General features: G+C 49.5%; 24 protein-coding genes. 21 read left to right on the forward strand and 3 right to left on the reverse strand.

From position 1 onward, the window contains the following. Positions 1–2 precede the first annotated feature (2 nt). The 7 genes from LKE23_RS00685 (at position 3) to LKE23_RS00715 (ending at position 8,124) form a co-directional block, all read left to right on the forward strand. Positions 3–1,823: a ribonuclease J gene (locus tag LKE23_RS00685; RefSeq protein ID WP_291977560.1), complete on the forward strand. Its 1,821-nt coding sequence runs from the start codon at positions 3–5 to the stop codon at positions 1,821–1,823. A 60-nt stretch (positions 1,824–1,883) separates the two neighbouring features. Next, positions 1,884–2,792, forward strand: a complete 909-nt coding sequence (locus LKE23_RS00690) for a hypothetical protein (RefSeq protein ID WP_291977561.1) — start codon at positions 1,884–1,886, stop codon at positions 2,790–2,792. 210 nt (positions 2,793–3,002) lie between these two features. Further along, positions 3,003–4,193: an elongation factor Tu gene (tuf, locus tag LKE23_RS00695; RefSeq protein WP_267201357.1), complete on the forward strand. Its 1,191-nt coding sequence runs from the start codon at positions 3,003–3,005 to the stop codon at positions 4,191–4,193. A gap of 185 nt (positions 4,194–4,378) precedes the next feature. Further along, on the forward strand, positions 4,379–5,692 hold the full coding sequence (gene tig, locus LKE23_RS00700) for a trigger factor (protein ID WP_291977562.1): 1,314 nt from the start codon (positions 4,379–4,381) through the stop codon (positions 5,690–5,692). Between the two features lie 270 nt (positions 5,693–5,962). Further along, positions 5,963–7,222, forward strand: a complete 1,260-nt coding sequence (clpX, locus tag LKE23_RS00705; RefSeq protein ID WP_291977563.1) for an ATP-dependent Clp protease ATP-binding subunit ClpX — start codon at positions 5,963–5,965, stop codon at positions 7,220–7,222. Between the two features lie 11 nt (positions 7,223–7,233). Continuing rightward, positions 7,234–7,824, forward strand: coding sequence for a ribosome biogenesis GTP-binding protein YihA/YsxC (gene yihA, locus LKE23_RS00710; RefSeq protein ID WP_291977564.1), 591 nt, complete (start codon positions 7,234–7,236; stop codon positions 7,822–7,824). Continuing rightward, positions 7,825–8,124, forward strand: coding sequence for a nucleoside triphosphate pyrophosphohydrolase family protein (locus LKE23_RS00715; protein WP_291977565.1), 300 nt, complete (start codon positions 7,825–7,827; stop codon positions 8,122–8,124). A 68-nt stretch (positions 8,125–8,192) separates the two neighbouring features. Here the strand turns inward: LKE23_RS00715 and LKE23_RS00720 are convergent, their stop codons facing one another. Further along, positions 8,193–8,336 carry an SPJ_0845 family protein gene (locus tag LKE23_RS00720; RefSeq protein WP_291977566.1) on the reverse strand — a complete coding sequence of 48 codons (144 nt, stop codon included), beginning with the start codon at positions 8,334–8,336 and terminating at the stop codon, positions 8,193–8,195. Between the two features lie 144 nt (positions 8,337–8,480). Here LKE23_RS00720 and uvrC point away from each other — a divergent pair, with 144 nt between their 5' ends. The 8 genes from uvrC (at position 8,481) to LKE23_RS00760 (ending at position 17,989) form a co-directional block, all read left to right on the forward strand. Continuing rightward, positions 8,481–10,292, forward strand: a complete 1,812-nt coding sequence (uvrC, locus tag LKE23_RS00725; RefSeq protein WP_291977567.1) for an excinuclease ABC subunit UvrC — start codon at positions 8,481–8,483, stop codon at positions 10,290–10,292. 65 nt (positions 10,293–10,357) lie between these two features. Next, on the forward strand, positions 10,358–11,671 hold the full coding sequence (obgE, locus tag LKE23_RS00730; RefSeq protein ID WP_291977568.1) for a GTPase ObgE: 1,314 nt from the start codon (positions 10,358–10,360) through the stop codon (positions 11,669–11,671). Between the two features lie 29 nt (positions 11,672–11,700). Further along, entirely contained in the window at positions 11,701–12,630 is a 930-nt protein-coding gene (gene rnz, locus LKE23_RS00735) for a ribonuclease Z (protein ID WP_291977569.1), read from the forward strand. An 18-nt stretch (positions 12,631–12,648) separates the two neighbouring features. Continuing rightward, positions 12,649–13,482 carry an SDR family NAD(P)-dependent oxidoreductase gene (locus LKE23_RS00740; protein ID WP_291977570.1) on the forward strand — a complete coding sequence of 278 codons (834 nt, stop codon included), beginning with the start codon at positions 12,649–12,651 and terminating at the stop codon, positions 13,480–13,482. Positions 13,483–13,567: 85 nt separating this feature from the next. Then, positions 13,568–15,886 carry a single-stranded-DNA-specific exonuclease RecJ gene (recJ, locus tag LKE23_RS00745; RefSeq protein WP_291978301.1) on the forward strand — a complete coding sequence of 773 codons (2,319 nt, stop codon included), beginning with the start codon at positions 13,568–13,570 and terminating at the stop codon, positions 15,884–15,886. A gap of 25 nt (positions 15,887–15,911) precedes the next feature. After that, positions 15,912–16,430, forward strand: coding sequence for an adenine phosphoribosyltransferase (locus tag LKE23_RS00750; protein ID WP_267201346.1), 519 nt, complete (start codon positions 15,912–15,914; stop codon positions 16,428–16,430). Between the two features lie 71 nt (positions 16,431–16,501). Beyond that, positions 16,502–17,137 (forward strand): DUF308 domain-containing protein, encoded by a 636-nt coding sequence (locus LKE23_RS00755; RefSeq protein WP_291977572.1) that lies wholly within the window; start codon positions 16,502–16,504, stop codon positions 17,135–17,137. Between the two features lie 78 nt (positions 17,138–17,215). Next, on the forward strand, positions 17,216–17,989 hold the full coding sequence (locus LKE23_RS00760; RefSeq protein WP_291977573.1) for a Fic family protein: 774 nt from the start codon (positions 17,216–17,218) through the stop codon (positions 17,987–17,989). A 358-nt stretch (positions 17,990–18,347) separates the two neighbouring features. On the opposite strand, the gene LKE23_RS00765 is transcribed toward LKE23_RS00760, so the two are convergent. Further along, positions 18,348–19,490, reverse strand: a complete 1,143-nt coding sequence (locus tag LKE23_RS00765) for a tyrosine-type recombinase/integrase (RefSeq protein WP_291977574.1) — start codon at positions 19,488–19,490, stop codon at positions 18,348–18,350. A gap of 218 nt (positions 19,491–19,708) precedes the next feature. Then, entirely contained in the window at positions 19,709–20,335 is a 627-nt protein-coding gene (locus LKE23_RS00770; protein WP_291977576.1) for a helix-turn-helix domain-containing protein, read from the reverse strand. Positions 20,336–20,510: 175 nt separating this feature from the next. Here LKE23_RS00770 and LKE23_RS00775 point away from each other — a divergent pair, with 175 nt between their 5' ends. From LKE23_RS00775 to LKE23_RS00800, 6 genes are all read left to right on the forward strand, one after another. Next, a complete protein-coding gene (locus LKE23_RS00775) occupies positions 20,511–20,777 on the forward strand; it encodes a helix-turn-helix domain-containing protein (protein WP_291977577.1) in 267 nt (88 codons plus the stop codon). A gap of 37 nt (positions 20,778–20,814) precedes the next feature. Next, the gene (locus LKE23_RS00780; protein WP_291977578.1) at positions 20,815–20,943 is read left to right on the forward strand and encodes a hypothetical protein; all 129 of its coding nucleotides are present in this window, start codon (positions 20,815–20,817) and stop codon (positions 20,941–20,943) included. 15 nt (positions 20,944–20,958) lie between these two features. Beyond that, the gene (locus LKE23_RS00785; protein ID WP_291977579.1) at positions 20,959–21,237 is read left to right on the forward strand and encodes a hypothetical protein; all 279 of its coding nucleotides are present in this window, start codon (positions 20,959–20,961) and stop codon (positions 21,235–21,237) included. 122 nt (positions 21,238–21,359) lie between these two features. Beyond that, entirely contained in the window at positions 21,360–21,626 is a 267-nt protein-coding gene (locus LKE23_RS00790; RefSeq protein WP_291977580.1) for a hypothetical protein, read from the forward strand. Continuing rightward, positions 21,613–22,107, forward strand: coding sequence for a hypothetical protein (locus LKE23_RS00795; protein ID WP_291977581.1), 495 nt, complete (start codon positions 21,613–21,615; stop codon positions 22,105–22,107). The genes LKE23_RS00790 and LKE23_RS00795 overlap by 14 nt, the downstream gene beginning before the upstream one ends. Positions 22,108–22,128: 21 nt before the next feature. Continuing rightward, positions 22,129–23,694: a DNA primase family protein gene (locus LKE23_RS00800; protein ID WP_291977583.1), complete on the forward strand. Its 1,566-nt coding sequence runs from the start codon at positions 22,129–22,131 to the stop codon at positions 23,692–23,694. Positions 23,695–23,755: the final 61 nt, after the last annotated feature.

Consider the following 23,755-nt stretch of genomic DNA (forward strand, 5'->3'; position numbering starts at 1 on the left):
CGATGAGTAACAGTATTAAGATTATTCCATTCGGGGGCGTTCGTGAAAACGGTAAGAACATGTACGCCGTCGAAGTGGAGAACCAGATTTTTATTCTCGATGCCGGCCTAAAGTACCCGGAAAACGAACTGATGGGGATTGACGTCGTGATTCCTGATTGGGAATACCTGCGTCAGCACAAGGACAAGATCGTTGGGGTTTTCCTGACCCACGGCCACGCCGATTCGATCGGGGCCCTGCCGTACTTCTTGATGGACTTCAACGTGCCGGTCTTTGGTTCCGAGATGACGATTGCCCTGGCTAAGCTGGCGGTCAAGAGTCATAAGGAGGTCAAAAAGTTCAATGATTTCCACGTTGTTGACGCCACCACGGCAATTGATTTTAACGACGTGACCGTCTCCTTCTTCCAGACGACCCACACCATCCCGGAGACCCTTGGGGTGGTCATCGAGACCAGCGAGGGCAACATCGTCTACACCGGCGACTTCAAGTTTGACCAGACGGCTGCCAAGGGCTACCAGACCGACCTGGCCCGCCTGGCGGAGATTGGCTCCCAGGGTGTTCTGGCGCTGCTGAGTGATTCCGCAGGGGCGGGGATCAGCGGCACCTCCGCCCGGGAAAAGGACATTGGCGAATACGTCAAGGAGACCTTCAAGCACCAGGATGGGCGGATCATCGTTGCCAGCGTTGCCTCCAACATCATGCGGATCCAACAGATCATTGATGCCGCCGTGGCCGCTGACCGCAAGATCGTGCTGTCCGGCAAGGACCTAGAGCAGATCGTCAACACCGCCATGAGCCTAGGCAAATTGAAGCTGCCAAAGGACCTGCTGATCAGCATGAAGGAAGCAGACCAGTTGGATCCTTCGCAGGTCGTTGTCCTGGAGACGGGGAAGATGGGCGAACCAATCAAGTCGCTTCAGCAGATTGCCAGTGGGGACAACCCGAAGCTGCACATGACCGATAACGATCTGGTCTTCGTTACCACCACGCCATCCTATGCCCAGGAGACCGAGGTCCAGAAGACCAAGGATATGATTTACCGGACCGGGGCCGAGGTCAAGTTCATTTCCGATGACCTGAACCCATCTGGCCACGCCAACCAAAACGACGAACAGCTGATGCTGAACTTCATGAAGCCGAAGTACTTTATCCCAATCCAGGGCGAGTACCGCCTGCTGAACAAGCACGCCCAGCTGGCCGAAGAGGTAGGCATCCCGGCCGACCGCATCTTCATTACCGCCAAGGGTGACGTCTTAACCTACAAGAACGGCGAATTCCACCTTGGTGATCACATCGATGTTGGCAACACGATGATTGATGGGACCGGGATCGGTGACATCGGGAACATCGTCCTGCGTGACCGGCGCGTGCTGTCCGAGGACGGGATCTTCGTGGTAGTTGCCACCATTGACCGCAAGAAGAAAAAAATTGTGGCCCGGCCGCAGATCACTTCGCGGGGCTTTGTCTTCGTGAAGACCAACCACCAGCTGATGAAGCAAAGTGCCGACCTGGTTGAGAAGGTGGTCCAGGAAAATCTGGATCAAAAGGAATTCGACTGGAGCCACCTCAAGCAGGATGTTCGCGAGAAGCTCAATCGCTTCCTCTTCGACCAGACCAAGCGACACCCGGTAATTCTGCCGGTGATCATGGAAATCAACCAGCACGCTAAGCGCAAGGGCAAGAAGAACAACGATGAGGCTAAGAAGGATAACTCTTCTAATAAGGAAAAGAAGTCCAACAATGGTCATCACCGTGGCCGTGGTCGGGGCCGCAAGCATGATAAACAAGGCCAGAACAAGAAAAATAATAATAAAAACTAGTCGAAATTGAGGAGCCAGTCGAAGGGATTGGCTCCTTCTTTCGTGTTGTGAGGTGAAAAGATGGATGAACAACAAAAGCGCGAATTGCGGCGAGCATTGGTTTTGATCAAACAGGAAAAGTGGAAAGCGGCCAGTGAGATTCTCGGCGGGCTGCTGGCCGACACCACTAGCCCGGTTCTGGTTTTTAACCAGGTGCTGGCGCTCTACCATGACCACCAGTACGTCCAGGCCTTGAGTCTGGTCGTAGAAGAGCCAACTCTTTTCCTAAAGACACGGTCGGACGCCGAACTGGCGGTGCGGGTGCTCCTGGCCAACCGGCGCTACATCAAGTGTCGATTGTTGATTGCCGGGACGGATCCGGCTTGGCGGGAGAAATTGTTGGGCCTAGTTGTCGACAGTGAGCAGGCGGCGGAGGTCAAGTATCAGGCAACCATTCAGCAGACGCTTCGCCAGTTTTATCACCTGGGGGATGGGACGATTCTGGAGCAGCGCGAACGCCTGAATGAGGCCTACGAGTTGCCGCTGAACGAGTTCTTGCTGGGGAGTCGCTTCGTGCTGCGCGATCCCTTTGTTCAGCCCCTGATCAAAAGCGACATCATCGAAACCCTTCGCTGCATTCACCTGGACGCCCAGCTGACCTACCTCTGGCTGGACAACCAGGAATACCAGGTAAATCCAGCCCAACTGGTGGGAAGCGATGAACTCCCGGCGGTGAAAAAGGTTCGCCAGTTGATTTTCGACCGCTTGGCCAATCAGGACGCCATGCGCTACCAGCTGGCCAACCAGCAGTTTGACCTGCAGCTGATGTTTTTGATGCCCCGGGTTAAAGAGGTGATTGACGACCCCGCTTCCTGGGCCGAGGAACTGTTGGTGACGATTGACGGCGGAAAAAGCACCGCTGATTCATCCGCGGCACGCTGGCAAAAGCTAATCAGGACGCGGATTAGCGAGCTTGCCCAGGGTAATTAATAAGGATTTTCTAATTTAGGCGAAAAACATCGCTAAATTTATTTACAAACGCGAGGATAGTTGATATTATATTTAAGAATTCTTCTTCAAGCCGTTGATATAAAGCTTTCAATTGGCGAAAAGAAGTAGTACAATATCCCTAAGGGTGTGTCAGTCATTTCTTTGAAACGACTGACATTATACTTGTAAATTAACAGGAGGTTTTCATTAATGGCTGAAAAAGAACATTATGAACGTACAAAGCCCCATGTAAACATTGGTACTATTGGCCACGTTGACCATGGGAAGACTACTTTAACTGCTGCTATCACCAAGGTACTGGCAGCTAAGGGTCTGGCAAAGGAAGAAGATTACGCTGATATCGATGCCGCTCCAGAAGAAAAGGAACGTGGTATCACTATCAACACTGCCCACGTTGAATACGAAACTGAAAAGCGTCACTACGCACACATCGATGCGCCAGGTCACGCCGACTACGTTAAGAACATGATCACCGGTGCCGCACAAATGGATGGTGCTATCCTGGTTGTTGCCGCTACTGATGGTCCTATGCCACAGACTCGTGAACACATTCTTCTTGCTCGTCAGGTTGGTGTTGAATACATCGTTGTATTCCTGAACAAGACTGACCTGGTTGACGATGACGAACTGGTTGACTTGGTTGAAATGGAAGTTCGTGACCTTCTGAACGAATACGATTTCCCTGGTGACGATGTTCCAGTTATCCGTGGTTCTGCTCTGAAGGCTCTTCAGGGTGACCCAGAACAAGAAAAGGTTGTTCTGCACCTGATGGATGTTATCGATGACTACATCCCAACTCCAAAGCGTCCTACTGATAAGCCATTCATGATGCCTATCGAAGACGTCTTCACTATCACTGGTCGTGGTACTGTTGTTTCCGGTCGTATCGACCGTGGTACTGTTAAGATCGGTGACGAAGTTGAAATCGTTGGTCTGTCCGACAAGGTTCTGAAGTCCACTGTTACTGGTCTGGAAATGTTCCACAAGACGCTTGACCTTGGTGAAGCCGGGGACAACGTTGGTGTTCTGCTTCGTGGTATTTCCCACGACCAAGTTGAACGTGGTCAAGTTCTGGCAGCCCCAGGCTCCATCCAGACTCACAAGAACTTCAAGGGTGAAGTTTATGTTATGACCAAGGAAGAAGGGGGCCGTCACACTCCATTCTTCTCCAACTACCGTCCACAGTTCTACTTCCACACTACTGATGTTACTGGTACGATTGAACTGCCAGATGGCGTAGAAATGGTTATGCCTGGTGATAACGTTACGTTCACTGTTAACCTGCAAAAGCCAGTTGCCCTTGAAAAGGGTCTGAAGTTCACCATCCGTGAAGGTGGACACACTGTTGGTGCCGGTGTGGTATCCGAAGTGCTGGACTAATTTTCAATTAGGCAAAAACATGAAGGAATTCGGTCTTGCCGAATTCCTTTTTTGCTTTAAAATTGCGTTGCGATGTCGGGCAATTGGTTGCAATTGCCTGACAGCTACGGTAAACTAATAAAGTATGTACAGACCAGCGCGCAGTAAGCGCCTGGTCAAATTGAAATGTTATTGGAGGAAATAAAATGTCAGCAAAATGGGAACGCGATAGCGATGCCAGCAAAGGGACATTGACATTCACGATTGATGTCGACACGATTAAGAAGGGCCTTGACGAAGCCTTCGTTGAAACCCGCAAGAAGATCACCGTTCCGGGATTCCGGAAGGGCCGTGTTCCTCGCCAGATTTTCAACCAAATGTACGGCGAAGAATCACTTTACCAGGATGCCTTAAACAAGGTGCTGCCTGATGCTTACAGCGCAGCGGTTGAAGAAACCAAGATCCAGCCAGTTGCTCAACCTGAAATTGATATTAAGAGCATGGAAAAGGGTCAACCATGGACTCTGACTGCTACGGTTGACGTAATGCCAGAAGTTAAGCTGGGTGACTACAAGGGAATGGAAGTTCCTGAACAGGACACCACTGTTTCCGACGACGACGTTAACGCCGAACTGGAAAAGAAGCGTCAACAACAGGCTGAACTGGTTCTGAAGGAAGACAAGCCAGCCGAAAACGGCGACACGGTTGTCATCGACTACGAGGGTAGCGTTGACGGTGAGAAGTTCGACGGCGGTTCCGCTGACAACTACTCCCTTGAACTGGGTTCCGGCTCCTTTATCCCTGGCTTTGAAGACCAACTGGTTGGCCACAAGTCCGGCGATGACGTTGACGTTAAGGTAACCTTCCCAGAAGATTACCACGCAAAGAACCTGGCCGGCAAGGACGCCATCTTCAAGGTTAAGGTTCACGAAATCAAGGAAAAGCAACTGCCAGAACTTGACGATGACTTTGCCAAGGACGTTGACGAAGACGTTGACACCTTAGACGAACTGAAGGACAAGACCAAGAAGCAGCTGCAAGAAGACAAGGACAACCAAGCTAAGGCTGCCATCGAAGACGCTGCCATTGAAAAGGCCGTTGCCAATGCCGAAATCCAAGACATTCCACAATCAATGCTGGATGACGACACGAACCGCCAGATGCAACAATACCTGGCCGGGATGCAACAGCAGGGGATCAGTCCACAAATGTACTTCCAGATCACTGGTACTAAGGAAGAAGACCTGAAGAAGCAGTTCGCTAGCGATGCTGAACAACGGGTTAAGACTAACCTGGTTCTGGAAGCCATCGTTGACGATGCTAAGCTGGAAGCCAGCGACGACGAAATGAAGAAGGAAGTTGCTGACCTGGCTAAGCAATACGGCATGAAGGAAGACGCCGTTGAAAAGGCACTGTCCAAGGACATGCTGGCTCACGACATCAAGATCAAGAAGGCCGTTGACCTGGTTGCTGACTCAGCAAAGCAGGTTGCTAGTGACGACAAGAAGTCTGACAAGTAATTTTCACTTGCCCATGACGGAAGAGGCTGGGAATTAACCCAGCCTCTTTGCTGTTATATAGCTTATAAATGCTGCAGCGCGGTAGCTGGCTGGATCCTGAACGTTGATAAATCAACGCCCAGGACACCTAGCCAGCCTCGCGGGGGTGGGAAGACGAACTCGCAAGCGAGTTCTTTCCCACTCCCTTTTCTTTTGAATCTGGATCACATCATTCGAAATTGGCCCTCAATTTTGTTATGATGTTCTCAGTACTTTAGAGGAGGAAACCAAATGTTTGAAGATACCAAGGGAATGGATTCTATTCACTGCTCCTTCTGTGGCAAGTCCCAGAGCGAAGTGAAAAAGATTGTTGCCGGTCCCGGTGTATACATTTGTAATGAATGCGTGGACCTGTGCAAGCAGATCATTGATCAGGAACTGGCTGACGATCAGGCTACCACGAACTTCCGGGTTCCGACGCCACAAGAAATCGTCAATGAACTGAATGATTACGTAATCGGTCAGGATGAAGCCAAGAAGACACTGGCGGTGGCGGTTTATAACCACTACAAGCGGGTCAACGCCATGATGAACGGCGATAATAACGACACCGAACTGCAGAAGAGCAACATCGCGGTGATCGGTCCCACGGGTTCCGGGAAGACCTACCTGGCCCAGTCGCTGGCCCGAATCTTAAACGTTCCGTTTGCGATTGCCGATGCCACGACCCTGACCGAGGCCGGTTACGTTGGTGAGGACGTGGAAAACATCATCCTGAAGCTGCTGCAGGCAGCCAACTTTGATGTTGACCGGGCCGAAAAGGGAATTATCTACATCGATGAAATCGATAAGATTGCCAAGAAGAGTGAGAACGTCTCAATCACCCGGGACGTTTCCGGTGAAGGGGTTCAACAGGCCCTCTTGAAGATCCTGGAAGGGACGATTGCCAACGTTCCGCCGCAGGGTGGCCGGAAGCATCCGCAGCAGGAATTTATCCAGGTTGATACCAAGAACATCCTCTTCATCGTCGGTGGAGCCTTCGACGGTATTGAGACGATCGTCAAGGAACGACTGGGCGAAAAGACGATTGGGTTCGGCACCGACACGAACGCCGACGAAAAGGGCAGCATCACCGAAAAGAACATTCTGCAGCACGTCATTCCAGAGGACCTGCTGAAGTTTGGCCTGATTCCAGAATTCATCGGGCGGCTGCCAGTGATGACCGCTTTAGAGAAGCTGGACGAACATGATCTGGTGCGGATCCTGACCGAACCAAAGAACGCTCTGGTCAAGCAGTACCAGGAGCTGATTCGCCTCGACGGCAGCAAGCTGTCATTTACCGATGGCGCCCTCAAGGCCATGGCCCAGTTGGCCATCAAGCGGAATACTGGTGCCCGGGGGCTGCGGTCGATCATTGAAGACGTCATGCGGGACGTCATGTTTGACCTGCCAAGTCGGAAGGACGTCGCGGAAGTCGTGATTGACAAGCGCTGTGTGACCCACCATACGGAACCGCGCTACGTCATGAAGAAGCAGGCCCAGGCTAAGTAAGGAGAATCGCGATGGAAGTACATAACGTTGACCTGACGATCAGTGCGGTTCGGGCCGATCAGTATCCCAAGACGGACTACCCGGAGATTGCCCTGGTTGGCCGTTCTAACGTCGGTAAATCGTCACTAACCAATACACTGATTAATCGGCAGAACTTCGCCCACACCTCGAGTCAGCCGGGAAAGACCCAGACGCTGAACTTCTACAACGTGGAGGACCAGCTCTACTTCGTTGACGTGCCGGGCTACGGCTACGCCAAAGTTTCCAAAAAGGAGCGGGAACGCTTTGGCCAGATGATTGAACAGTACCTGACCCAGCGCGAACAATTGCGCGGGGTCATCATGCTGGTTGATGCTCGTCACGAGCCGACTGCCGATGACGTTTCAATGTACCAGTGGCTGGACTACTACAACCTGCCGACCCTGGTCGTGGGAACCAAGAGCGACAAGGTCAAGTCCAACGTCTGGAACCGGCAGGAGAGCCAGATCAGAAAGCGATTGACGATGAAGCGTGACGCGCCACTGGTCCTTTTCTCGGCGGTGACGAAGCGGGGCAAGGATCAGGTATGGCAATGGATTGAACAACAGACGGGGATGAACTAAGTGGATTTCAACGAGTACCAAAAGGCGGCTAAACGAACGCTCTATGGCAATGAACAGGTGTTAACCAACTGTGCCCTGGGGCTCGCCGGTGAGTCAGGCCAGGTGGTGGACCTGGTGAAGAACTATACCTTTAAGAGCAAGCAGCTCAACCGGGCTGAGCTGATGCACGAGATGGGGGATGTCCTCTGGTATCTGTCCCAGATTGCCGAGTGGGCGGACATCCCATTCGACGAGGTTGCTAAGGCAAACATTGCGGAATTAAACCGCCGCTACCCTGGTGGCTTTAAGAAGCAAAAATAAAGTGAACGGCAAATAAGAAGAGGCTGGTGAGAAATTGATGTTCTCACCAGCCTCTTGTAGTTTAACGGCTATTTTTGCTTGTCGGAATTTTCCTTATCAGTGTCCTTCTTATCTGCCTTATCCTTGTCCACTGGCTTGCGCTTCTTTGGGTCAACGGCCAACTGGTCGAAAAGCTTGTCGATTTGCAGGCTCCGCCGAGTAACGAGTCCCATTTTGATCGCTCCTTTAATCTCTTTTAAGAAGAATGCTAGCACATTTACCAGCAATTCGACAAGTCATCTGGCTTGCACTTTCTTTGCCTTTTAGGCGGGGAATCACTTATAATATTTAGTTAGTAATTTTATCGGAGGGTTATGATGGCGAGCGAATACCTAGAACATAAGTTAGCATTACTGCCGGATAAGCCCGGCTGTTATTTAATGAAAAACATTAACGGTCAGATTATTTACGTGGGGAAGGCCAAGAACCTGAAGAACCGGGTACGGTCGTACTTTAAGAGCAGCCACACCGGGAAGGTTGCCAAGATGGTGTCGGAGGTGGCGGATTTTGAAACCATCATTACCGGCACTAACAAGGAATCCTTCCTCCTGGAAATTACCCTGATCCAAAAGCACCAGCCCTATTTCAACATCAAGCTGAAGCGGGGGACCGGCTATCCTTACATCAAAATCACCAATGAGCGTGATCCACAGACCATGATCACCGGTCAGGTCAAAAAAGACGGGGCCTACTACTTCGGTCCCTACCCGAACGTGTACGCGGCCGAGGAGACCCTTCACTTTATCCAAAAGGTTTATCCGCTGCGGCGCTGTCATGGCTACCAGGGCCGGCCATGCCTGTACTATCACATGGGTCAGTGCCTGGGGGCCTGCTTTAAGGAGGTTCCGCCAGCGGAATACGAGGCCCAGATCAAGCGGATCAAGTCGTTTTTAAACGGCAACACAGCTGCGGTAAAACGAGAGTTGACGGCCCGAATGAATAAGGCGGCCGCGGACCTGGAGTACGAGCGGGCCGCCGAGATCCGTGACCAACTGCACTACATTGAGGTGACCGTTGAAAAACAGAAGATCATCTCCAATGACAAGACGCCGCGGGACCTCTTTAACTTTTACATGGACAAGGGCTGGCTTTCGATCCAGGTCTTCTTTATCCGCCAGGCGCGGCTGATGAAGCGGGAGAAGCGGCTCTTCCCAATCGTTAACACAGCGGTTGAAGAAATGACCAGCTTCATTCTTCAGTTCTACCACCGGCGCAACAACATCCTGCCCAAGGAAATCCTGTTGCCAGCGGGACTGCCAAATAAGGAGATTAGCGAAATCCTGGGCGTGCCAGTTCGGACACCGGAACGGGGTGAAAAGCGCGACCTGATGGACATGGCGGCCGAGAACGCCCGCCTGACCTTAAACGAGAAGTTCCGCTTGCTGGAGATGGATCAGAGCAAGACGACCGGAGCGATGAAGGAGATCACCGACGCCCTGGGGCTGCCGGCGGGCCACAAGATTGAGGCCTTTGACCACTCCCACATCCAGGGGGCCGACCCGGTCAGTGCCATGGTGGTCTTCGTCGACGGTGAGCCGGCCAAGAAGCTTTACCGTAAGTACAAGCTCAAGACGGTGATCGACCACGCCGATGAGGCCGCCAGCACCCGCGAGGTGATCCGGCGGCGCTATTCCCGACTCCTAAAAGAAAATAAGCCGATGCCGGACATGATCTTCATGGATGGTGGCGAGATTCAGATGGACGCCGTCAAGGATGTCCTGGAAAACGAACTGGGGCTTGATATCCCGGTGGTCGGGATGGTCAAGAATGACAAGCACAAGACCGCCGATCTGCTCTTTGGTGATCACGATCAGCATGTTCACCTCGACCCGCGCAGCCAGGGCTTCTATTTGGTTCAGCGGATTCAGGATGAGGTGCACCGCTTTGCGATCACCTTCCACCGCCGGGTCCACACCAAGCATTCGCTCAGCTCCCGGCTGGACGAAATCAAGGGCGTTGGCCCACGGACCCGAACCAAGCTGTTGAAGCAGTACGGGTCGATTAGCAAGATCGCCGCGGCCTCGGTGGACGATATTCAGGCTTTAGGGATCAACCGGCCCACGGCCCAGCTGATTAAAGTTTCCCTGCAGAAAAACGCGGCGGTGGCCAAGGGCAGCAGTCACGATTGATTTTGACGCTGTCCGCTTTTTCCAATATACTTAGTAGTAACTAAACAGAACGGAGAATAATCCAAATGAATACATTTGTCGATCAAATTAAAATTGAGGTCCACGCCGGAAAGGGTGGCGACGGAATGGTCGCTTTCCGGCGTGAAAAATACGTGCCCAACGGTGGTCCCGCCGGTGGTGATGGTGGCCGTGGCGGCAGCATTATACTGAAGGTGGACGAGGGTTTGCGGACCCTGATGGATTTTCGCTACCACCGAATTTTTAAAGCCAAGAACGGTGGCAACGGGATGAACAAGCAGATGACCGGCCCTAGTGCCGAGGATACCGTGATCGCGGTTCCCCAGGGGACGACGGTGCGTGACCTCGACACCGGCCAGATCATCGGTGACCTGGTTGAACAGGGACAGGAACTGGTTGTGGCTCGCGGTGGCCGTGGCGGTCGCGGCAACATTCACTTTGCCAGCGCCAAGAACCCCGCTCCAGAAATCGCGGAAAACGGGGAACCCGGCGAGGACCACTACCTGGAGCTCGAACTAAAGATGCTGGCCGACGTCGGCCTGATCGGTTTCCCATCGGTCGGGAAGTCAACGCTCCTGTCGGTCGTGACCGGCGCCAAGCCGAAGATCGCGGCCTACGAGTTTACGACCCTGGTGCCAAACCTGGGGATGGTGATGCTGCCAGACGGCCGGGACTTTGCGATGGCCGACATGCCCGGACTGATTGAGGGCGCTTCCAAGGGGATCGGCCTGGGGCTGAAGTTCCTGCGACACATTGAGCGGACGCGGGTCTTGCTCCACCTGGTCGACATGAGCAGCGAGGATCCGGAACAGGCAATCCAGCGTTACCGCCAAATTAACCGCGAACTGGCCAACTACGACCCCGAATTGCTGAAGCGGCCGCAAATCGTGGTTGCTACCAAGATGGACCTGCCGAATGCGCAGGACAACCTGGACCACTTCAAGGCGGAACTGCAGGAGGATACGACGCTGCCGAATGTGCCGAAGATCTTCCCAATCTCCGCCGTTACCCACCAGGGTGTCCAGCAGCTGATGCAGCTGACGGCTGACCTGCTGGATCAGACACCGGCCTTTGATAGCGAAAGCCACGACGAGCAGCTGGTGGCCGAGTACAAGGCCGCCGCACCGGAGAAGGAGACCGCCGACTTCACGATCACCAAGGATGAGGATGGAACCTGGGTTCTTGGCGGGGCCAAGTTGCTTCGGCTCTTCGACATGACCGACTTGACTCACGAACAGAGTCAACTGCGCTTTGCCCGGCAGCTGCGCCAGATGGGCGTTGATGATGCCTTGCGAGCAAAGGGCATTCAGGACGGTGATCTGGTACGGATCAAGAAGTTTGTCTTTGAATTTGTTCAATAAGCACGATTGAGAAGGTAGGAACAGACACTATGCAACTAGAATTTTTAGGCACCGGTGCGGGCTCGCCCAGCAAGCAGCGCAACGTTACCAGCGTCGCCCTGCGCTTGTTAGAGGAGCGTAACGCCATCTGGCTCTTCGATGTCGGGGAAGCAACGCAGCACCAGATCCTTTACACGACGATTCGGCCGCGCAAGATCGAAAAAATCTTCATCACCCACCTTCATGGTGACCACATTTTTGGCCTCCCAGGCCTACTGAGTTCCCGGTCCTTTCAGGGGGGCAACGAGCCGCTGACGATTTACGGACCGGTGGGAATCAAGAAGTTTGTGCTGACCGCCCTGCAGGTGAGCGAATCGCGGTTGAGCTACCCCCTCCACTTTGTTGAAATCCAGCAAGAGGGTAAGATCTTCGAAGACCAAGGCTTCACGGTTTACGCTAAGAAGCTGGACCATAAGATCACCTGCTATGGCTACCGGGTGGTGGAACACGATCATCCTGGCGAACTGCTGGCGGATAAGCTGCGGGCGGCCAAGGTGCCGTCCGGGCCGATCTACGGACAATTAAAGGCCGGCAAGACCGTCGAATTACCCGACGGCCGGGTGCTGGACGGCCACGACTTCATCGGGCAGCCACAGCCGGGCCGGGTGGTTGCCATCCTGGGCGATACCCGGGCAACGAAGAATGCACTCTGGTTGGCCAAGGATGCGGACGCCCTGGTTCACGAAAGTACCTTTGGCAAGGACGAGGCCCAGCTGGCTCACAACTATTACCACTCGACCAGCAAACAGGCCGCAGAGATTGCGAAGAAGGCGGGTGTCAAGCGACTCTTTTTGACCCACATTTCCGCTCGCTATGCCGGCAAGGCGGCCTACCAGCTGGCCTACCAGGTTCGAAACATTTTTCCAGAGACCCGGGTCGTAAATGACCTGGACGTGTTCGATATTCCGTTTAAAAAATAAGAAAAGGGATGGTAGACAATGTTAAGACGGGTAAAAACACTGCGCTTTTTACGAAATGAAGTCGTGCTGATCACCGGTGGCTCGAGTGGCATCGGCAAGCAGCTCGCCCTGGAGGCGGCACGGCGGGGGGCAATCGTGGTGGTGGCCGCCCGCAACCAGGAAAAGCTCCAAAAGGTGGCAAAGAAGTGCTTAATTTTGTCGGGCCGGCCGGCATTTGCCTACCAGCTTGACGTGACCGATCCGGATGCGATCGATCAAGTGCTGGACAAGATCCAGCACGAGGTTGGCAGCATTGATGTCCTGATTAATTCGGCTGGCCTGGGCGATTTTACTGAGGTCGCTGACCAGCACTATTCCTCCATGGCGAAAATGGTCCACGTGAACCTCCTGGCACTGATGTACATCAGTCGGTGCGTGGCCAAGCAGATGATGGATCAGGGCTACGGGGCAATCATCAACATTGCCTCACTGGCTGGCAAGATCCCGACGCCGAGCAGCGCGGTCTACTCGGCAACCAAGGCCGGAGTCATCCAGTTTGATAACGTCTTGCGGATGGAGGTTGCCGACTACGGTGTTCAGGTACTGACGGTCAACCCCGGCCCGATCTCCACGAAGTTCTGGGCGAAGGGCGATCCTAACAACACCTACCAAGCCCACCTGCCAAAGTGGATGTTCATTGAACCAGACGAACTAGCCCGGCGGATCTGGGACAACGTTGGCTACCAGACGCGGGAGATCAACGTTCCAACCTACGTGGCCTGCCTTGGCTGGGCCTACCGGGTCATCCCGGGTCTCAGTGACTGGGCAATTAAAAAGTTCTTTGATTTTCAACAGGACAAGGATAAGCTGTAAGTTAAATTGTTAGAATGGCTGTGACCTGCGTGTTGCAGCCTTCCTTATTTTTCGGAAATTGTTAGGAAAGTGCATGGTGAAGAGAATGAATGACTCACGGTTTAAATGGGAACTGGCAAAAGATGCGGACCCTGCAGCGGTGGCGGCCCTGACGAAGGCGGGACTGAGCCCGGTGCTGGCAGACCTCCTGGTGAAACGGGGCTTAAAGACATCGGAAGCCGCTCAGCAGTTCTTGCAGCCTGATCCCAACCTGATTCATGATCCTCATCAGCTGCACGACATGGACAAGGCCGTTGATCGCATTCAACAGGCAATCGAGCGGGGAGAGCAGATCACGATTTATGGTGACTATGACGCGGACGGAATTACCAGCACGGCGGTCATGTACGAGACGCTCCAGGAAATCGGGGCGAACGTTAATTACTACATCCCCAACCGCTTCAACGATGGTTACGGCCCCAACGCCGCGGCCTATCAGCGGTTGATTGAAGAGGGAACCCAGCTGATCGTGACCGTCGACAACGGGGTCAGCGGCAAGACCGTCATCGACCCGGTAATGAAGCAGGGCGTGGACGTGGTTGTGACCGACCACCACGAACTGCCCGCAGAATTGCCGAATGCCGTCGCGGTGGTTCACCCCCAGTATCCCGGGACGGACTATCCCTTCGCCGGCCTCTCGGGGGTCGGGGTGGCCTTCAAACTGGCCTGGGCGCTGACGGACGAATTTCCTCAGGAGCTGCTGGACCTGGTCGCAATCGGTGAGATCGCCGACGTAGTGAGTGTTGCCGATGAGAACCGGGTGTTGATTTCCCTGGGCCTGCAGGTCTTGCGCCAGGGGATGCGGCCGGGGCTCCACGAACTAGTGAAGTTGGCGGGGCTCAATGAAGCCCGGTTGACGGACCAGGACATCGGCTTTGGGATTGCACCGCGGTTGAACGCACTTGGGCGGGTTGCGGATGCCGGGCTTGGGGTCCAGTTGCTGACTACCTTTGACGAAGGGGAGGGCCAGGAGTTGGCCAAACAGGTCGAGGCTGCCAACCAGCAGCGTCGTCAGCTGGTGGACACGATCATGCAGCCGGCACTGGCCCAGGCTAGCTCGGCCAAGAATCAAGAGCATGCGGTCCTGATCTTGCTGGGGCATGACTGGCACCAGGGAGTCCTTGGAATCGTTGCCAGCCGGGTCCGTGAGCAGACCGGCAAGCCGACCATTGTTGCCAGTGTGGACAGTGGGCAGGAGGTTGCCAAGGCATCGGGTCGCAGCGACGAGCGCTTTAACCTCTTTGCTGCCTTGGATCCGCACCGTGAGCTGCTGACGACCTTTGGTGGCCATCCGGCGGCCTGTGGGCTTTCTTTTGCGGTGGACAAGCTGGATCAGCTACAGGCGGCATTGGACGCGGAGGCAGTGCGGCAGGGTTTTGATTGGGAAAAGCCGTTGCCGTTGAAACTAGCGGCCAAGCTCAGCCCGGACCAGGTCAACGAGGAACTCTACAATGACCTCCAGAAGTTGGCCCCCTTTGGTCCGGACAATGAGGAACCGGTATTTGAACTGGCCAACATTCACACGGCTGGGGTCCGGACGATGGGAAAGGACAACAGCCACCTGAAGTTCGGCCTGCGCGGGCAGCAGAAACTAGCCGTGATTGCCTTTGGTCATGGTCAGGATGCGCCGCTCTTTCAGGCGCCGGGCAACCAGGTTGATATTGCGGCGACAATTGGCATCAATGAATGGCAGGGCCAGCGAACGGTCCAACTGATGCTGGTGGATGCGCACGTGTATGGTCCCCTGGTCCTGGATGAGCGGACGACCCACTTACGTCCGGAGCATTTCAAGGCGGACGGTGAGTACATCGTTTACGATGACCGGCTTCGCGCTAACATTGCTCCCCACGTTGGGGCGGATCATGCGCTGAGCCCGGCCGCTGCACAGGGGATGGACCTTAGTCACAGGCGAGTCACGCTGGTGGACCTCCCCGACAGCCTGGATGCGCTCAGGAAGCTTTTCCAAAACGATAAGGGGGCACCGGCGCAAATTCGCTTGCTGCTGATGGATCGCCAGAATGTCTACCTAGCGGGCTTACCGGATCGGCAAAGCTTTGCTGGTGTATACGGTTTTCTGCGTGCCAACCCACGCCTCCAGTGGCCGCAACAGGCCCCGGCCGTCAGCCAGTACCTGAAAATTAATCCCACCCGATTAAATTTGATAATTCAAGTGTTTTCTGAAGCGGGATTTGTTACAATAAGTAATGGTGTTTTAAATCTGCAGCCGGTCAGCGGCAAGACGGATTTGAAGCAAACGACACAGTATCAAAAACAGCTTGCTCGTTATCAAGCTGAAAAAGTCCTTTTATATGGTGACGCCACGAGCGTTGCCCAGTGGATACTACAGTGCCTTAAAAAGGATTAGATGAATTAAAGGAGAAATTTTTCCAATGACTTTAGACCTTTACAAATACGTCGCTAGTATTCCCGACTACCCGGAAAAGGGAATTATCTTTCGTGATATCTTACCGCTGATGGCGGATGGTGAGGCTTACAAGCAGGCGACGGACGAATTGGCTGCTTACGCCCGTGACAAGCAGGTGGACATGGTTGTCGGTCCCGAAGCCCGGGGCTTTATCGTCGGCTGCCCAATTGCACGTGAACTGGGCGTTGGTTTCGCACCGGCTCGGAAGAAGGGCAAGCTGCCACGCAAGGCCATCAGCGCCACCTACAACCTTGAATACGGGACGGCAACCCTGCAGATGGAATACGATTCGATCAAGCCCGGTCAGCGTGTGCTGGTTGTCGATGACCTGCTGGCAACCGGTGGTACCATCTCGGCCACGATTGAAATGGTGGAAAAGATGGGCGGCATTGTCGTTGGCTGTGCCTTCTTGATCGAGCTGAAGGCCCTGCATGGTCGGGACAAGATCGAGAAATACGATATGAAGGCATTAATGGAGTTCTAAGGCCAGGATGTGCTGGCAGCAGCACATCTTTTGCTGACGATGAGCGGAAACGCAAAAGGGGATATTAATTCATGATCTTTCTTGTTATTTTTGGTGGCTTAATGTTGATTCTGGGTGGCTTTTACCTCGCCAATTCCTGGATGCACTATCGGGAGTGGAAGACCGGGACAATCATTGTTGTTCTGAGTTTGGCGGCCGTCATTTATGGCGGTATCAACTTGCCTTATTTCCATCACAACCAGCAGACGCGGACTGAACAGAGTTCCTCTTCGTCCCAGACAACCCAGGCCCAGAGCAGCAGTGCTTTCTCCAACAAGATGGGGAGTGTTGACGGCAGCGCAAATAACCAGGCGACCCAGGAAAACAAGGAGATGGCGGTCCTTCGTCAGCTCCAGAAGGGTTATTCCAAGCTAGGAACGGTTAGTTTCGATGAGGATTCCAAGACCTTTACGATCAAGCCGACCGACGATAACACTGTCAAGGCAATGGAAGCACTGGTTCAGGATCCAAGCCAGGCCGAACAGATTGGCTGGCCAAATCTGACCAAGTCCATCAAGGCCAACTCCAAGCAGATCTCCAAGATTCTGGGATCGGACTATTCCCTGAGTATTGTTAATCCGGACAACACCAAGCAGTCCCTCTACACCGCAAAGGGTGGGCAAACCACGCACGATATTGCGGATCAGAGTAGTAGCAGTAGTAACTAAATGTTTTGTACGATTGATTACGAACTGATAGCTGGCGTCTAATAAACGCCTTTTTTTATTACTAAGGGGTGGTCAGAAGTGTTAACCAATAATTTTGCTTTAGCCCATGTCATAGCATCGATTGGGAGCTTGAATGGCTATGGCAGTTCGATTGCACAAACCCAAAAAGCACTTGATACCGGTAATACAAAGTACCTGAAGCAAGAAAATGAAGATGTTAACATTTTCAAGGATATTGTTGCTGGTATTGCTGCTGCAAAAGAATATGGTTTTAATGTAGAGGGAATGATTGCCATTAATAAGGCTTTTACGCACAGCGAAGTCGAAGATCCTATTATTCCAGGGCACTTAAGGAACGCTTTATATAATTCGGATGATAATATTGCGATCACTGTTGACGAGCATAGTCAGAAGGCATATATTCCGCCAGAAGTTGTTTCTAAAGATTACCTTCAAGGAATCGTTGATGATTTCGAGAATTCTGATCAATCGAGATTTGAAGCGTGGAAAGTATTTGCTAGATTGTCCAAACTACAGCCTTTTCAAGACGGAAATAAAAGGACGGCTTTAATTGCTGCCAACTCAGCAATGAACGTGTGGAGGAATGAGGACTATCTGGTACTGCCATTTAATGATTTAGATAAGGCAGAATTTTCTATTAATTTGATGCGGTTCTATGATGCTTCTGATAGTAAAGCTGAACTGGCGGCCCTAAAAAAGATGGTTGCCTTGGTACCATCACAAAATGAACTGGTATATCATCAAACGCAAGCAACGGAGAAGGGTAGCCTTGACCTCAGCAAGGTAAAAACAAAGCCACTTTTCAGGAAGCCAAAAGATGGCAAGCAGTAGATAATTCACTAAAATTAGGTCAGCCTAGAGCCGGCCTTTTTTAGATTGTGGGACTATTGAGGGAAATTTGAGGTGATACTTTTCCGCAGTTTTCCGCAAATCAAAATAAAAAAGCCGCCCAAAATAGGCAGCAGCACGCCAGGGGCATGTGATTATTTTGTCGCAGTTTTGTCGCAAAAGTTAAAATAAATACGTTTTTCACCGTTTTCACAAAAATAGAAATGCCTTCATATCAACGTTTTGCGATGGTATGAAGGCACTGAAAATACTAAAAAAGGAGAGTACAGGTAATATATAATAACCCTGCTTTTTTCCCTTTATAATAGGCCTTTAGCAAGCCCCTTGCAATATTAATAACCTACTTTTGAGAACTTTTTGAGAACATTAACTTCCCGAAGCTATCTGCTACCTTATGATTAGGACGTTTATCATTATTGACATAAATTCTCAAAGTCGTTTCCATTGACGAGTGGCCTAACCGTTCTGAAACTGACTTAACGTTGGTATCATTCTCAACCAGCAAGGTAGCGTGGGTATGCCGCAAGCCGTGAAACGTTACGTGTTTCATGCCGTGCTTGCTGGTTAGCTGATTGATATACTTGTCAGCCGTTGGTTCCGGTAGTGCTTTATTGGCCCTGTACGTTGAAAAGACCAATTGCCCCTTCGTCTTATAGGTGTCAAAGTTAAAATACTTCAAAATACTATGCTGCTGCTTCTTCCACCGTTGTAAATAATTGGCCGTTGTTTCATCAATAGCAATTGTTCTGATGGAAGAATGATTCTTTGGCGAACCAAGATAAGCGTGTGTAGACCGTTTCAATGAGCGCTTGATATTAATGGTGTGATTCTTCAAGTCAACACAGTTCCATTCTAAGCCAAGCACTTCGCCCCGTCTCATTCCTGTGGCAGCCGCTAACCATAACATCATAAAAGCACGGGGATTATCATCTTCATAATCTGCTCTTAGATATTTGAGAAAGTCCGTAAACTCATCTTGACTGAAAAAGTTATTGGTGGAAGCACGGGCTTTTTTCTTTGGCTTGATTACACTGTCCATAGGGTTTACATGAATATAGCCTAACTGAACCGCCCGGCGTAATACCAGGTTGGTGTAAAGCTGGCAATCATTCTTCACTAAAATCTGGTTCCAGTGATTAACCAGACGTTGCAAGATTGAAACGTTAATGTCGTTAATTCGATAGTTGCCCAGGGCTGGTAAGATATGATTCTTAAATATCTGTTTAGTCTTATGAGCGGTGGTATCGACCACACTCTTCTCATAGGCAGGCCACCATTTATTGTAGACTTCTTCAAATGTGATTCTAACATTCAGTGCCTTGCCGTAATGGTCAACATCAACTTGATATTCACGGTACCACTTTTGAGCGGCTGACTTCGTTTTGAAGCCACGTTTAGTAGATAGCTTACCATTGGCTTTGCGATACTTTACATACCATAATATCTGTTCTTTAGTGTTTCTGTATTTATAATATGAAGCCATTCTATATTTTCCCTCTCTTTCGTGCGATTCATTGACACGGGGGATATGTTAAGAGGTGAAAAATATATAATAAGCAAAACAAAACTCTACATCTCTACATAGTACCCTAACCCCTTGGGAGAGTAAGGATTAACCGTGTAGAGGTTTATGTAGAATGTAGACTACATTTTCTCTACATAAAAGACGGTATCATAATCAATTCCGGATAAAAGTGGTACCTATTCCTTCTTGTTCTCTTCTTTTATTGGAAAGCTAGACAGCAATTTATCAATGTTAGGGAGAAGATCGTTTTTATCGTACTTTATTTTACCAGCTGCTATTTGCCAAATCATGTTGATTAAAACATCAAAGGACCTGTTTTGGTCATCTGAACCATGACGTCTAATCAAATTAAGTAAAGACAGAAAATCACCATATGTCTTTAAATCTAATATAGAAAGCGGGTGCTTGGTAATAATAGCTTGCTCTTTCTTAATTTTGTTCTGTGCTTCTGTTTGCGTAATAGCAGTTATTTTACTGAGGGAAGAAAAAAATCCTAGTTGAGAAGCGTCGAGCCGTTGATAATCCTTTTTATTTAACGGAGTATTTAGAGCTTTATCTACTAGGTCCAAAAAATCATTAACGTTTAACTTAACACCATTAATAAGGTACTCAACTGAAACCCCACCAAGATCAGCTATTTTTTGTAGACGCTTCGATGTGGGAAGAGTTTTACCGCTTTCCCATCGAGAAACAGAGGCTTTATTAACAGGCGGGTCAAACAAAGAGCCAAAGTCCTCTTGGCTTTTCCCGTTTTTTAATCTAACTTGTTTTATTCTACTACCAATATCTGGATTGCTTTTCAAATTATCACCTTCTTTCAGGCAAAAAATAGTTGCATTTAAGTTGCATTATGGCATTGACATTATTTTATCACCGTTGTATATTAAAGACAATCAGTTACATATAAGTTGCGTGTGAACTGATTTTTATTTTGATTTTGTGTTACATATAGGTTGCATATAAAAGGTGGTGAAGAAAATGGAACAGTTAAAAGTTGAATTACCAAAGGAAGTTACCGATGCTATTAAAATCGAGGTGCTTAACGCTTTTAAGGAAGCGAAGAATGACGTTTACCAAGATAAATTCCCTTTGTACCTATCAAAGAAACAAACTTGCGAATACCTCGGTATTGCGAACCGGACACTCAATGAATGGATTGCCACCGGTGATATTCCTTATAAGCACATTGGTAAGACTTACCGCTTTAATCGCAACGACTTAGACAAGTTCATGGCTACTAAGTAATCAACCTGGCACGGGGGATATGTTAGGAGGTGATTCAATGATAGCTAAGATTGACCAGGCCATACTAGACTTCTGGTTCACTAACCCGGACGAACGGGCGTGGGCCTACCTGGCAACACTACTTCCATTATTAGCTTTAATTGCTTCAATCATTAACTACTTATAGAAAGGACAATTGAGAATGACTAAGTTAGACGATAAAATTTTCGCCCTTCAAGATAAAATTACTGACGCTGGCGATTACATTGCCGCAGTTTGCGAGGGTATTACTAACGAAGGAATGATTAGGCTTGATAATAATTCAATTATTGATGACCCAATTAAGATGGCAGACGACGTTATTAAGACGGCCCACGAAGTCAAAGAAATGACTATTCAATACCAGGCTCTAACTGAATTGGATAATAAAAAAGCCACTAACGGTGCTAAGTTTGGCGACACGGCTCCCGTTAATGACTAACTAATTATAGGGTAAAGAATATTTGTGAAACAAAAAAAGTCCTTGAGCTGACGGGCTTTGAGGACGTGAAACATAAATATCTTTACCCTTTCATTTTAACACAGATGAAAGGATTTGGAAGAATGAATTTTGATGATATTTTAGCAAAGTTATACCAGACTACTAATCTACTCCAAGCCCTAGATGATGAACTAAGCCTAACACTAGATCACGTTGGAACGAAAAGCCTTACCACAGAAGAAGCACGGGCAATTGCATATGAAATTCAACGTGGCCAAGACACTATCGAAACATTACTAACGGTAGCCATGAGCAGTGTAAATGATTCAACTAAACAGCTTAGTGCATATAACGAAGTGGAAGGCGGTGGCATGAATGACCTACGCTGAAAAGCTCTCAATCATGCTTACCAAGGACCAACTCAAAAACATTATTGATAACGATAGCTCAAGAGCCGTAAACCAATATGCTAAAAAGCAAGCGGAAGAAGCTTTTCAATATTGGAACACCGATGCTAACACACTTTATAGATTGCTTTATAGCAAAAGCGGTGACAAGTTCAAGCAGCTATTCACCAACGATCAAATGGTATTCGATTACTTAGAGAAATACCACAATATCAAATATTCACTAGGTGCCTTAGTTATGATGATTTTAAGAGGTACTAAATACAATAAGCGACAAACCAATAGAATTTTGCATAGAAGCCCCACTTTCAAATTCTGGAGCAAACCAGAAGTTTCCCCTGCTGGCCAAAACTCAATCTTTGTTAATTGGGACCAAGTTTATATGACAACCAACTTTGACCCCGACCAGGTAAAAACACATGGGGAACTATACCTGGACGATTTGATTATGAAAATGAAATAAATGAAGGGGGAGCCAATCTATATGAGTAATAATTTAGATGCTTTAATGAACGGCAATGTTCACAGTAACACTTCCGATAATGATTCACCATACAAACTTTTGTACGAGATGCTAGACGCAATTCGTAACCAATATCATTGGGACAGCGAGGAAGAACTACGCTCATCGTGTATTAGAGCAGCAAACAAACAAAAAGAAATATTTAAAGAAAAAGATTCTGAACAAGACAAACAATTACCTGCTTGGGCCATTGCACAATTGTTTGAAGGTGCATTCCACTACTACCTTTTCGATAAAAGTGAAGACGCCCGAATTGCTTTCTACAACCCGGTTAGTGGTATTTATACTCGCAACTTACGTGAGCTTTACCGCTTTTTGAGTTTTTTTGATATTGTTATGACTGAAGAAAAGGCTAAAAAAATAGTCTTTCAATTAACGAATAAAGCTAAGTACAATCACCATCGTGATGATGGTAAATATATTGCGGTGAACAACGGTCTATTCAACTTAGAAACAAAAAAGTTAGAAGGCTTTACCCCACTACACCCGGTATTTACCAAGGTTGCCACCAATTATAATCCAGACGCTAAGTCGCCTAATATTGATGGCTGGACAGTTGATAAGATGTTCGATCAGCTTGCCTGTGGTGATAAAAACGAGGTTCAACTATTCTGGCAGATTATCAATGATGCACTAAATGGTAATCGTTCACGGGGCAAGGCTTTCTTCTTAGTAGGAAACATTCACGGGAACAATGGAAAAGGAACATTTCAAACTCTGATTGAAAACTTAGTTGGTGAAGATAACTACGGTAATCTTAAAATCAATGAGTTTGAACAACGATTCGCACTTAGTGTGTTAGACGGTAAAACAGTTTGCATTGGTGATGATATTCAAACCGACTACATCAAAAGTAGTTCAAGCTTCAATAGCATTGTCACAGGTGATCCCGTCAATATTGAAATTAAGAACAAGCCAATTTACAAGACCGCTCTACATTGCACAATCATTCAATCATGCAATACGATGCCAATGTTTGCTAAAAAAGGTGGCACGATGCGCCGCCTAATTCTGGTTCCGTTTGAAGCTCAATTCACCGATAAGACCGATAACAAGGCAATCAAAGAACAATACTTAAAGCGGAAAGATGTGCTTGAGTATGTTCTCAAAAAGGCACTTACCTTGCCAGACTTTGACAAATTTATTGAACCAGCACGCTCAAAGGCAATGAAAGAAGAATTTGAAGCAGATAACAATTCTGCTGTAGGTTTCTTAAAAGAAGTCTTTGAGCCAGGACAGTTTGAACGAATTCCAGTGTCCCTACTCTATCAATGGTACGTAAATTATTGTAGTAAGAATGGATTCACACCGATTAGAAAACCCAAACGCTTTACTAAGTATTTCTTAGAGCTGCTAGGGAATAGCTACGATAAAGGCACAGCACGTATTACAGAAGAACAGCGAAAGCACATTCTCGAATTTAATGAACAATGCAAAGACAACAATCAAGGGGCTTTCTATGTTGAGAACCCGTTCAAGAACCCTGTTCCGATGTGTATTCGCAAGGTTGATGTAGAGAAACGTTAGTCTACATTCTACATTTTTCTCTACACCTACAAACGTTGATACAACAGCGTTTCAAGGGCAA

This window comes from Limosilactobacillus sp. (genome assembly GCF_022482365.1).
Classification (GTDB): Bacteria; Bacillota; Bacilli; order Lactobacillales; family Lactobacillaceae; genus Limosilactobacillus.